Origin of the sequence: Sporosarcina sp. NCCP-2222, from assembly GCF_023168145.1 — a bacterium.
Classification (GTDB): Bacteria; Bacillota; Bacilli; order Bacillales_A; family Planococcaceae; genus Sporosarcina.
In genome coordinates this window covers 240587-253515 of sequence record NZ_BQYK01000005.1, presented here as the reverse complement: position 1 = coordinate 253515, position 12929 = coordinate 240587, and the positions used below count along the sequence as shown (strand labels likewise).

The window sequence follows — 12929 nt, the reverse complement described above, 5'->3', positions numbered from 1 at the left end:
GTAAATAAAAAGAGAAAGTTCTTTGCGGAATTTGAGCCAGGTTCTCTTTTTAGAACCTGGCATCCAATAATTTTTCACTTCGAATTGAATATTCCCTTACCGGTTTCCAAGTCTATAGGTAAGGAGGAATGTTCATGAGCGATTGCCCAAGTGTCATTCGTTTTTCTTAAACCGAATGTGAACCGGTTTTTCATTTGACGAAGCTTCTCTCCGGAATCCTCTTGCCAGGCAGCAAAAGTGACAGCACAATAAACAAATGCCAGATTTGAATTCTCTTCTATTGCTAGGTCATTAAATTCAACTTTTAGTAAAACGCCCTCTTCATTTAATCCATAAAACCACTCTTCTACATTTTCCCTCCATGAAGAAATACCCTTGCTCTCCCATTTCCCCCAACAATCATAAATATGAATTTCAGAAGTGTACATGGATAAGAATTTCTCTACATCTTTTTCATGAATGGCTGTCTGGTAATTTTCAAGTACGTCCTGTATTGTAATAAAACCCTTCGACATTATGTTAATCCCCTTTACTAATTTCAAATTGGGCATAGACGCGTACTGCAGAAAACCTATGATTCAGCCTGCATCGTTTTGTACATGTAATCATCCGTAAAATAGCCATTCCCTTTAGTGTGCAGTACCAGTTAACGCAATTCGATTTTTATTTAATAATACGAAGAATATACATTTAATTCAAACTATTTCTTCTGATTCATACCAGATATTAATATGTATCCGAAACTGGCAACGAAGATAGTTTCCACGAGAAAGTAAAAATACGATTTTTGGTAACATTAGAAATTACTATTCGCTTAAGTTATAATGTTAGATAATTCTTGACTCGGGTTGTGGTCCATGATTTCAAAAAGTATTAGGACAGAATGCTTTACTTTACAAAGAAAACGGGAGTGCCGTTTGTTTATACAAAAGCGATCAAATTAAGAAATCAGGACGTTGTCTCTCCATTGGTGAATAACCACGCATACGTCAGTCTATTGGCATGAAGGAGAAATGGATTTGAAACAAAATTTAATAGTCTTGCTAATATTAAGCATTTCTCTCTTATTCGGATGCAGTAAAGTGGAAAGAATCCAGCATATCGAAGCGTTCTTCACTGAAACATCCGAAGAAAGGGAGAACGGTTTATTTGAAAAGAACGGTTATGTGAGGGTGAATGCGATCACTACAAATGAGGAAGGAAAGAACTATATAAAAACAGACAGCAAAACAATTGAAGACTTTTATGATTTACAGGGGGATTATTTGAATACAGAAGTGAAGCATGTAACCACTACGACATCCAAAGTGACACAAACCGGGAACACGAAAATTCGCAACAAGAAGCTTCACCAACCATCAACGATACTAATTACTGATGAGGACGTAAAGAACTTTCAAGCTGAAAATACGATGGTGATAGAACATTTCAGCTTAGATCCGATGACGGATGAAGAAAAGGAAGCAGTCAAAGGACATGTCTTGTCGATAACGAAGGATTTCTAAGTTACTTGAAAGGATATCATTCTCAAATAAATTCTAGGAGGATTCGAATGAAACTGGGTGCATTTTCAGTAAGTCTACGTGTAAAGGACATTCACAAGTCAAAAGCATTTTATGAAAATCTAGGTTTTCAAACTCTAGGCGGGGATATAACACAAAACTGGCTCATCCTGAAGAATGAAGACACCGTTATTGGCCTATTTCAAGGAATGTTTGAAAAGAATATTCTCACGTTCAATCCAGGATGGAATCAACATGCTGAAAACCTGGATGCTTTCACGGATATCCGAGACCTCCAAAAGCAACTCAAAGCAAACGGGATCGAGCTGTTGACGGAGGCAGATGAAACGGGCGAAGGTCCTGCAAGCCTGACCATTGAGGACCCGGATGGCAATCTGATTTTGCTTGATCAACATAGATGACGGAACAAACTTCTCAGGAGACAATTCGAAGGTGATGTTCTCCCTTAACAAACGTTTATTAAGACAATCAAAAACTTTGAAACTTTTTCCGAAAAACTGCGTCTGTACGGTGCTTGCATAAACATTGTAGGAGTAGGAGGATTTTCATTGAAAAACAAAATACTAAGCATGGTGTTGGCGGCTGCAATTATGGTGCCCGCCGTTATCGCACCTATTCAGGCAGAGGCTGAAGTAGTAAGTCCTTTTAAAGATGTTTCCAAGAACAGCCCATACTACGAAATCATCCATGAGATGCGGGATCGTCATATTATTAGTGGCTATGAAAATGGGGAATTCAGGCCCTCTGAAGTCATTACACGAAAACATGCTGCAGCGCTTGTTAACCGGGCAGTCAAATTGCCCGTTACGAAGGAATTTGTAGCATTCAAGGATGTATCGCAAAAGAATGCTTTCTTTAACGACATTAAGAAATTGCAGCAGGCGGGAATCTTCGAGCCGGATGCGAAAGGGAATTTGTATCCAAACCAACCGATTACCCGTGCGGAAATGGCCAAGGTGCTGACGATTGCCTTTGACCTAAAAGTGAAAATAGATCTTGAATTTATGGATGTCCCGAGGACTCACCCGTCCAGCAAATATATTCAGGCGCTTTATTCTAACGGTATCACAACAGGGAATTTTGGTTTCTATGAGCCGGACAAACCGGTGACGAGAGCGCATTACGCGGTTTTCTTACATCGTACTCTGCATATGAACGATCCCGTCGATCCATCTGAACCAGCGCAACGAATTCGCGGTCAGCTCGCAAAGTATACACCAGAGCAACTGGAAAACGACCCAACGATGGTGGCGGCGGCCATGGTGTCTATGCTGCATCAAAAGGTGACAATGAGTCCTGCAGACTATCTGATTCCGGAAGAGCTAGAGGATGGATGGCAAGAAGTGTACTGGGCTGGCAACTCTCTTGGACAAATGGCGGAGGAAAACATTCTCTACTTAAAACGTTTTGCGAAGAAAGATTCAAAGGAAGAAGCCATATTGGATAAATGGCTCCAAGGAGATTTCTCGCAAGTGATAAAGGAATACGAAGAGTTGAAATATATCTCTGATCAAGAATACGGAAATTGTACTGTGTGTGATAGGAAGTACAATGTCAGAACGAAGAAGGCGGAAGAGCAGTTTGTGCGGAAGTTGTTTGGTGAGGAAGGAGTGCAGCGGCACCGGGAGCAGTGGGGGACGAAGTGAGAGTAAGGATCAGTTCATTTTGAATCGACTACAAGGGAGAGGAGATTAAAAAGATGAAGAAGCGACTACTTACGGTTGCAGGTGCACTTATGCTCGCCGGAAGCCTGCCTGTAGCCAGCTTTGCCGAAAGCAACAAAAAGTTTTCGGATGTACCATCAACAAAGCATTTCGCAGAAGCTGTGTACGATCTCGCTGACCGCAATATTATCGGTGGCTACCCGGACGGGACATTCAAGCCGGGCAATCCGATTACAAGGGGGCAGGCAGCAGCCATCATTGCCAAGATGACCAATTTAGACATGGACAATGTCAAAAATCCAGGTTTCAAGGACGTCTCGACATCGAACGGTTCATACAAAGCAATCGCAGCTTTGTCGGAAAAAGGGATCATTAGCGGCTACGGGGATGGACGATTTGGCCCGAACGACCCGATCAAGCGGGGCCAGATGGCATCGATCCTCGTCAAAGCGTTCGATCTGCCGCGTCAAGTCAACAACGATCCATTTACTGATATTTGGAACTCGCTTTCTCACCGCGAGAATATCCTTGCCATCTATGCACTTGGCATTACGACGGGAACAACCCCCACTACATTCAGCCCGAATGCGCCAATTACTAGAGGGCAGGCTGCGAAGATGTTGAGAGCCACTGAAGAGGCAAAACCACCAATGATGACAATCAAGGCGAGTGATTTAAAATGGACATCTGTGCGGGTTGTGCAAACGAATGAGGATAATAGTATTTTCAAAGCGTTCAAGGTAACAGGCAAGGAAGGCTTCACCGAAGATAAAATCCAGCTCGTCCCGTTGAAAGAGGGGACCGGCATGTTGAACTTGCAAGGTACACCGAGCCAAGGCTCTAATGTGAAAGATTACAAGAAGTACTATGTGCATGTGAAAAAGGTGAACGGCGAGCTGCAGCTGACTTTGGAAGAGGCGGAGGATATGGCATCGACGCCAGTCAGATTATATGGGCATGAAGGAAACGTAAAATCAATTACCTTATCAACGATGGATGGAAAGCAGCTGTCCGACCAGGTACCCTTTAAGGAAGACAAATATTCTATCGTTTCCATCTCGATCGATCAACCCGGCCAGTATATTGCGACGCTGAAGCTTGCGGATGGAAAAGAAGTCCGCTATGGCATTGAAGCAAAAGTGAACGAAAAGCAATTTAATTACGATATTGAAGTACTAATGGAAGAACCAATAGCCGTTTACAAAGAAGTAGCTGAGTACAAAGGCCAATACAAACTCAGCCCAAATGCGGCCGAGATTGCCGAAATTACATTTGATGCCGATACGAAAACATTTCACGTCAAAGCGACTGGCAAAAAGGCAGGCCTCGTCCAAGTTGATTATGGGCAGAGACTGACCTCCCAATCATGCGATGACACGGACTGCTATTTCTCCGCCTGGTCGGGGCTCATTATTGATGTCCACCAGATGGGGTCCATTGTGAATGTCTATGTAAAGCGGGACGCAGAAATTGATCATTAAGATAAGAGCAAGATAACCTTAAAACATCAGGAACCTATTTACAGGTGCCTGATGTTTTTTCTTTAGCATAGATATGAGAAGCGAAACGGTTTAGAAAATCATCGTTGCTGTTGATAAATATTACTCTTTGTAATCCTTTTTAGTAAAGTGAAATAGCAGTAGAACGGATAAAAATATTAAAAAGGAAGCAAGCAAAAATAACAAAGCGTTCCTAATAAAATGAAATCCATGAAAACTGGCATACAGTTTTGGTTCCAGATATACAAATACACTCGTTAAGCTTAATTGGATTAAGAAGAATACGAATGATAATTGGACTAATTTTTCAAGGTAACTAGCTTTAAAGCGATTGTTACTAAGGTTTTTCAATTAGTGAATCACTCCCTGTTAAATTTATTGGTTTCTTTGATTGCCTGCCTAGCATTATATTATACAACTATTTTGAATGTATGGAAAGGTCTGTTTCTTTAATATAGAAAAGATGCTTCATACATAGAGGCATATATGTAACTAATTCTGTACGTATGGTATACCAAAAACGTATCTTACTTAGTTGGAAATTGTAATATTAAAGTACTATGTGAAGTCGCATTATTAATTTCAAAACAAAAATGAACTTTTCAGCGGCGTGCTGACTCTTATAGGGGAGAGGTGAGATCGTGAAGGTTGTTCAGTTAGTGAGGAAAGCGAAAAAAGGGAACAAAAAAGCGTTGCTGGAGCTGATTATGGCGCAGCAGGATGACTATTATCGACTCGCCCTGTCCTATATGGGGAACGCCCATGATGCCATGGATGCAATGGAAGAGATGATTGTCAGCTTATATACAAATATGGGCCAGTTGAAAAAGGAAGAGGCGTTCTATAGCTGGAGCAAAACCATCTTGGTGAATCGCTGTAAGCAAATGCTGAAGAAACAGCAGAAAGTAGTGCTCATGGATGAGTGGGAGCCCGCACCTGCAGATGTACATAATCCGTACGAGCAAAAGGAACAGCGTATGGAACTGCAGGAGATGCTGCTGCTAGTGAATGATTATCAGAAAGAAGCAATCGAATTGAAATACTTTCATGACCTGGACTACGAAACAATTGCGGGCATGACGAATGTGTCGATTGGAACTGTGAAGTCGAGGATCTTTCAAGGGTTGAAGAAAATAAGAGACCAGTATAGGGGTGAGACCCATGAATGAAATCGAAAAACGATTAAAGGAAGAAAAACAGCGGATGGAATCGGTAACGGCGCCGCCCGAATTGGGAGGACGGCTCTGGCAGGCATTAGAAGCAGCTCCCGCTCCTGTCCAAAAGAAGCCGAAACCCAAATGGCCTATGGCAGTAGCCGCGTTCCTGCTTGTCTGTCTCATTGGCTATAACTACAATGGATTGGCCTATTACGGAAAGAAAATCATAGGCTTTGATGAACTCATGAGCGGCACGCTGGCCGAACTGAATGACAAAGGAATGGGGCAGACGATCGGAGAACAGGTGCAGTTCGAGGACGGCACAACGTTGAAAATCGATGGCATTATGACAGACGCGAATCAATTAATTCTCTATTATACGCTTTCAAACGTCAAAGACATGGAGCACGACATCTCCTTTGGGAAAATTACGGGCTTCTTAACGGACTCCAACAAGGGTGCTGGCATGTCGAACTTCAATGAAGAGAAATCCGAAATTAAAGGCCAACTTACTTTCGATCCGGTCAGCCCATTTGCAAAGAAACTGACCTTGGAAGTGGAGAAATCGACGGATGACGGCCAATGGGTAACGAGCAAAATCACATTCCCATATGATCCGAACCAAGCCATGCAAACCGAAATCAAACAAAAGTTAATGAAGAAAGTCAAAGTCGATAAAGGAACCATCACCTTTAAAACCATCACGGCCACCCCGACGATCACCATCATTAAAGGAACAGTGAACGTCGAAAATCTCGACCGGGTGCAACTCCCGTTTGAACAAGTGGTCCTGCGTGCCAACGGAAAAGAAGTACCACAAATAGGTACCGGAACGCACTCTTCCATAGGCGGCACCAAATTTGAAATTAGTTTCGATGCGCTGCCAAAGAAAGTCGATTCCTTAGAACTCGTCGTCAAGGAATTCGTCGGCTACACAAAAGTCGACGAAACCATTCCGCTACACCCAATTCAAGATCAAGCCTTTCAATTGAAAGGAGAAGATCTATGGGTAAACGGCGTGAAGAAAACGGAAGAAGGCGTCCAAATTACGATCGCCTCTGACGTAGATGTCCTCTTGGACGGCGTAACGATTGAGGGCGAGGGAGGGGAGGTTCCTCTGAAAACGACAATCCGGCAAGATTATAAGGAACTTGACGATGGAAGGATGGTTAAGGAACGGACGTTGTTGTTCTCGACTGATGTTGTGCCGGATACGTTGAGTGTTAAAGGGATGCATCATATGAAGCCGGTTGATGAGGTGGTTGAGATTTTGGGGGAGTAGCGGAGACCTTGAAGGCTTGTATACGGGTACATGTGCCAAAAACATTCATGTTAATTCAAATGAAAATAAGTCGAATGCAAAAAGGGAAAACGTTGAACAACTGAATAAGGATATTAAGAAAATCGGTCGGTAACGGAATTTCGGTCATCAAAAGTGCCAGGTTCTTAAGAAACAAAAGAACCTGGCACTTTTCCTGCTGGCAAGCTGGGGGATTCATTTTTCTTCAATAAAAACAGGGAAGTCGTGTTCAAAAATCGTTTGGAAGGAAGCAAGCTTTGCTTCAGCCTCTTCAATTGTTTCATAAGTACCCAGCTCCATATAAAAGCTGCTCTCCTCTGTATTAAAAGGATCACCGCTTTCACGCAAGTAGCGGATCCCTTCTTCTTCATAGACCCTCTCTTCCATATTGCCAAGTTCATGTCCGAGTGGATAGGCGTCCGTCCGAATCGTATAAAAAGGATCGTTCTTTTCTTCAAAAGGCAGCGGCAGAATACTTACAACCACTTCTGCCGGATCTGCATATTCGTGGATCTGATAATGGACAGGCGAGTTGAACACAATCACAAAACGCCAAGCCGAGTCATCGTGCGTCATAACCCAATAGGCATCTTCAACCAAATCACTTTTCTGTAAAGCTGTAAAATCCCTAGCGTCAAACGCCCGTACGCCGTGCATGGTAAAAGACATGGTGTACGGATTTTCTTGTACGTTCACATTGAAATAAGGGGCAACGAGCTGTGGTTTCTGAGTTGACGCATCACTTCGCTGCGTAAAACCGATATGAATATGCTCGACGTGCTCATCTTTTTCTAACGTAATAGTACGAATGTTGACGTTATCTGTAATCGCTCCGCCAGACCCCTTGCCATCATCGAAAGACACTTCTTTCACTAAGTTTCCAGTTATGTTCGAAGGCGGTAGCATATCTATAGTTACTTCCGAAGATTTATCTGAAACTGTGCTGCAACCCACGCATAGGAGAAGAACGGATAATAAGGTGAAGATCTTCATGACTGCGCCCCTTTTTAAAAATATTGGAAACATTTACTGATATCTCTATCTTAGACGTTTACTATATGAAAGACAATACGTATTCCGCCTCCTGACGTGTGGCTGACCGGCAAAAATACATAAGAATAGGAACGACTCAGTTGTCTTGTCGTGCAGTAAAGAGTGTTCAAGAATTAATGAAACTATGATGCTTGTTGTCTCGTATGAAAAGTAAAGGCAGAGCGGGGGAGGAGGAGATGAATTGAAGAAAGTAGTTTGCGTAATAGGTCTGCTTCTTTTATTGACAATCGTCCGATCACCGTTTGCAAGCGCGAAATCATTTTCAATCGATCAGGTCGATATCAACGCATATGTGTTGGATAATGGTGATCTGTACGTTGAAGAATTATTCACATATACCTTTTCAGGAGCATTTAATGGAACTACGCGAACGATCGGGAACGAAAACCACGCGGGAGTTCAGTATTTTGAAGGCTATCTTGCACCGATGGATACAGACCTAGCGGATTATGACAATAGCACCTTCGCACCGTTACAAGTGGAGCGGAAGGATTTGACGTTCAAAATCCATACCCCTTCCGAGAATGAACAGAAGAAAGTGTTTTATCGTTATTTGATCAGCGGGGCCGCCAAAAAATATCAAGACACCGGGCAACTGTATTGGCGCTTCTTTGACGATCTGAACGATACGGATATACACAATCTTCGCATTCGATTCCTGTTATCTGGAGATCGGGATGCGACATTGGCAGGGAAGGCGTATCTTCACAGCTTCACAGGCAAATTATCAAAATCCGATGCAAGAGGATTCGTCTATACGACAGATGAATTGGAAGCCTACGGCAAGGTGGAAATCCGATTTTTATTCCCTGATACATTCTTGAAGAATGCCCCCTATACCCGTGACGAGCCAATGTTAGCAGAGTTTGCGGCGGAGGAGGCCGCTTATGCAAATTGGATGATGAAAAGAGAAAAAGCACTTCCAACGGTCAGAGGACTTAACATCATCTTCTTGGGAACTGCACTTTTCCTATTCCTCATCGCTATTCTGTACCCACGGCGTCTGTACCGGCTATTTATATCAAATCCGCGGATCCATCAACTAGAAGAGATAGACTCGTTTCTTCTGTCGCTAATCGAAGGAAAAGGAAAAATCAAACCCGCCACCATTTCTGCGGCTTTGTTGCGACTTCGCCAAAAAGGGATTGTCACGATGGAGAAGGTTCCGTCAAACGCCATCTACAGAAGTGATGACAATGCTCCGGATTACACATTCCGGTTCAAAGTAGTGAAGGATACAAGTTCGCTGAACGACTATGAAAAAGACATGATTGATTGGCTGTTTGAGAAGGATGCGGAGGGGACACTCGCTTTTTCATTGGATCAATTCCCGTTCCTTACAAAACAACAGCTCGACAAGAATTGGCGGCTCGAATCGGATTATTCCAGTCGGTCCAAACAGCTCATAAAGCGTTTCAAGGAGTGGCAGAAGATCGTGCAAAAAGACCCGGACGTCATGACGTATGTTGCCCCCAATCCCGTGCGCAAGTATCTTATGCTGCTCGGCGTTCCTTTGTGGTTCGCCTTTGCATGTTTGAATCTCTGGATGCTCAACGAAGACACGTCGGACATAGGTGTCCTGCTCCTTCTTGTAATAGCAGGATCTATCGTTTTGCGGGTGAAGCGAAACTGGCGAATTGCGCTGCCGCTCTATTTTGTGTGGGGAATTATTTGCATGGAAGGATTATCAGGAAGCACGGACGACGTGTACGCATTGTTCGCCATCGGCACCATACTACTATCCATAACGGCATTACTGCTGCCGCTCCGTGATATAAAACGGAAAGCGGCTCCGTATTATAAAGGTGCCAAAGCGTTCAAGAAGGAAGTCAAGTCAGGAGAGTTTGACTTCCAAAGCAGGTACTTGGCGGATAAGTGGTATGAGCATGCCATTTCCCTCGGCCTGTTCACCCCACTCTTTATAAAGTACACGAAGAACGTGCCGGAGGACTTGGCCTCGCTACCACCAATGACCGTCCACCTGACTGAACTGCTGACCGCGTTTCACTACACGCATCATTATTACTACATCCACATGCACTCGTCCTCGGGAACTGGCGGAAGCTCTGGCGGTAGTGGTGGCAGCGGATCAGGCGGTGGCGGGGGTGCTGGGGCGTTTTGAGATTTAGCGTAGGATAAGAAAAGCTGGATTTCTGCGAAATGTTTAGCTAATTACAGTCACAGCCGCATGAAGAGCGGTTCCATTAGGATTGTTGAGATTTTTTCCTTGAAAAGAGTAACCCCCACTAAATTCCTCGCCAAAGGTAGTGGGGGGTTACTTTTTTGTTGGTGAAAAGGACGATTTAGTAACCACCCTACGCTAACGCGCAAGTAAGCAGGATAGTTACTTTTCACAAAAATACTCACAGCTTGCCAATCGCTCGCCATGCGGTATTTTCAGGGAAACTTGATCAATCAATCATCTCCACGACTTCAGGGTCAAAGGAGGTGAAATGATATGTCCAGCAATCTGAACGTTCTGTCCCGACCTCATGACCGTTCATACATACTCGGTTAAGACCATCACAACCATCCTGGCCACAACAACCATTTAATCGGCTTTGATCCCAATGGTAGTTGCAATTAATCACGTCATGATTGTTTACAACAATTTCTGTGCTCTTCATATGAGGAAGTACCTTGTCTGTGAAGGAGTAAACCCCTCTCGGCAAATAGTCTTTGCCAGATGCATCTCGATCTAGTCCGGAAATATCCGTCATTTCCTGCAAGTCATTCGTAACAGCAACACCGCAAGTTTTGCAGTATAATTTCATTTAATTACCTCCTATCTTCATCAATAAAATAAGGTCGAATTAATTACCACAAATTATACACGACAGACACGAATGATTGCCAAGTGAATCATTTTAGAATCCATCATTCTTACTAATACCTATTTACAAGTGGTTGAACACCGAACTTTCGTACAATCGACCACTTGTAATAGGTGTTTTTGTCGTGACTGGTAAAATATTTTCTATCCAAGTATCCTTTTTCGCCAAACCACGCTGTCTACTAAAGATCTGCCATGAGCTTGCCTAGCGCTTTCTTGATGGCATCCCCAAGATGGACGTGTCCCTGTATTGAGAAGCTCCTGGCAGGCATCGCATGGCCAGGAGCAGGAGGTGGTGTTTCCTTGTTATTTTGGGGAAGTGGGGAAAATGAAATAGTGAGAAAGGATGCTGAAAATTGTTAATCGATTATAGGGTCCTTTACTTCTATTTATAGAATAGATGCGTTTTGCTAAGGAGCTTGCGAATCATGTGGAAATATAAGACAATGGGACTATCTAATTTACTTAAATCTTAGAATCTATTCTTCATGTCAAATTATTCTACTACAAAGCAGGTGTGTAACTGTGATCATCTATGAGTCCACAAAGGAACAATTCGTCGGGGATGTTGTTAATGAACTGCTTATTGATCGCCTTTATAATTCATATCAGAAGAAGATTGGGCGTACCTCGAAAGCAGAAATTCGCTCTTGGGAGAATTCATTGCAAAAAATGTCCAATGTCATGCAAGATGATGAGATCCCAAATGACGCAGCGGTAGCCATTGAGTTCAACATTCCCAATACATCCAAACGTGTCGATTTCTTAATTGCAGGGAATGACGGCGATCAGGATAATGTCGTCATCGTAGAACTCAAACAATGGGAGGAAGTAGAGAAAGTCTCAACGAGAGATGCGATTGTCAGAACGTATCTGGGGAACGCAGTGAGGGAGACGACCCATCCCTCCTATCAGGCATGGTCGTATGCGGCGCTTATCGAGGATTTCAATGAAAATGTTCAGGAGAAAGAGATCCAACTAAAACCCTGTGCCTACTTACATAATTACAGGAAAACCGAAGACGATCCGTTGACGAACAAACAATATCAGCATCACCTCGATAAGGCTCCTGTCTTCACGAAAGGGGAAATCCAGAAATTACGCTCGTTCATCAAGAAATATATCCGCAAAGGCGATCAGAACCATTTAATCTATCAGATTGAAAACGGCCGTATACGCCCGTCCAAATCACTACAGGACGTATTAAATAATATGCTTAAAGGAAACGATGAATTCATCATGATCGATGAGCAGAAGGTGTTTTATGAAGAGGCATTTCAACTTGCCCTGGAAGCAGTTAAAACGGATAAGAAGCATGTCATGATTGTGGAAGGAGGGCCGGGCACCGGAAAGTCAGTCCTTGCAATTAATTTGCTGGTCAACCTTATTAACCAAGGACTTGTCTCCATGTATGTGACAAAGAACTCGGCACCTAGGCATATCTATTCCACAAAGCTGAAAGGTGATTTTAAGAAATCCCATATTGACAATCTGTTCAAAGGGTCAGGTAGTTTTACAGAAGTAGGCGATAATGAATTTGATGCACTGATTGTTGATGAGGCACATCGGCTGAACGAAAAATCCGGCCTATACAGGAATAAAGGCGAAAACCAGGTGAAAGAGCTGATCAAAGGTTCAAAGTTCACCCTCTTTTTTATAGATGAAAATCAAAAAGTCACCTTAAGCGATATTGGCAGCGTAGATCTAATCAAGCAATATGCCAAAGAATACAACGCTGAAGTCATTTCATGCGAACTCACATCCCAATTCCGCTGCGACGGCTCGGATGGCTATATCGCATGGCTGGACGATGTGCTGCAAATCAGGAATACTGCAAACAAAAACGACCTAGGCATGGATTATGACATCAGGCTCTATGATGATCCGAATGAAATGCTGG

At 43.2% G+C, this 12929-nt stretch carries 11 protein-coding genes; 8 read left to right on the top strand and 3 right to left on the bottom strand.

Features of this window, described 5'->3' with window-relative positions:
* Positions 1–74 precede the first annotated feature (74 nt).
* Positions 75–515, bottom strand: a complete 441-nt coding sequence (locus NCCP2222_RS13070; RefSeq protein ID WP_248512791.1) for a YybH family protein — start codon at positions 513–515, stop codon at positions 75–77.
* A 504-nt stretch (positions 516–1019) separates the two neighbouring features.
* On the opposite strand from NCCP2222_RS13070, the gene NCCP2222_RS13065 reads away from it, so the two are divergent.
* From NCCP2222_RS13065 to NCCP2222_RS13040, 6 genes are all read left to right on the top strand, one after another.
* A complete protein-coding gene (locus NCCP2222_RS13065; RefSeq protein WP_248512790.1) occupies positions 1020–1505 on the top strand; it encodes a hypothetical protein in 486 nt (161 codons plus the stop codon).
* Between the two features lie 47 nt (positions 1506–1552).
* The gene (locus NCCP2222_RS13060; protein ID WP_248512789.1) at positions 1553–1924 is read left to right on the top strand and encodes a VOC family protein; all 372 of its coding nucleotides are present in this window, start codon (positions 1553–1555) and stop codon (positions 1922–1924) included.
* Between the two features lie 147 nt (positions 1925–2071).
* Entirely contained in the window at positions 2072–3169 is a 1098-nt protein-coding gene (locus NCCP2222_RS13055; protein WP_248512788.1) for an S-layer homology domain-containing protein, read from the top strand.
* Between the two features lie 53 nt (positions 3170–3222).
* Entirely contained in the window at positions 3223–4668 is a 1446-nt protein-coding gene (locus NCCP2222_RS13050; protein WP_248512787.1) for an S-layer homology domain-containing protein, read from the top strand.
* 659 nt (positions 4669–5327) lie between these two features.
* Positions 5328–5855 (top strand): RNA polymerase sigma factor, encoded by a 528-nt coding sequence (locus tag NCCP2222_RS13045; protein ID WP_248512786.1) that lies wholly within the window; start codon positions 5328–5330, stop codon positions 5853–5855.
* The gene (locus tag NCCP2222_RS13040) at positions 5848–7125 is read left to right on the top strand and encodes a DUF4179 domain-containing protein (RefSeq protein ID WP_248512785.1); all 1278 of its coding nucleotides are present in this window, start codon (positions 5848–5850) and stop codon (positions 7123–7125) included. Before NCCP2222_RS13045 ends, NCCP2222_RS13040 begins: the two co-directional genes overlap by 8 nt.
* 213 nt (positions 7126–7338) lie before the next feature.
* On the opposite strand, the gene NCCP2222_RS13035 is transcribed toward NCCP2222_RS13040, so the two are convergent.
* Positions 7339–8136, bottom strand: a complete 798-nt coding sequence (locus NCCP2222_RS13035) for a hypothetical protein (protein ID WP_248512784.1) — start codon at positions 8134–8136, stop codon at positions 7339–7341.
* 241 nt (positions 8137–8377) lie between these two features.
* On the opposite strand from NCCP2222_RS13035, the gene NCCP2222_RS13030 reads away from it, so the two are divergent.
* Positions 8378–10318, top strand: a complete 1941-nt coding sequence (locus NCCP2222_RS13030; protein WP_248512783.1) for a DUF2207 domain-containing protein — start codon at positions 8378–8380, stop codon at positions 10316–10318.
* A gap of 289 nt (positions 10319–10607) precedes the next feature.
* Here NCCP2222_RS13030 and NCCP2222_RS13025 read toward each other — a convergent pair whose 3' ends face one another.
* On the bottom strand, positions 10608–10970 hold the full coding sequence (locus NCCP2222_RS13025) for a hypothetical protein (RefSeq protein WP_248512782.1): 363 nt from the start codon (positions 10968–10970) through the stop codon (positions 10608–10610).
* Between the two features lie 584 nt (positions 10971–11554).
* Here NCCP2222_RS13025 and NCCP2222_RS13020 point away from each other — a divergent pair.
* The coding region (locus NCCP2222_RS13020) for a DNA/RNA helicase domain-containing protein (protein WP_248512781.1) at positions 11555–12929 on the top strand (1375 nt) is incomplete at its 3' end.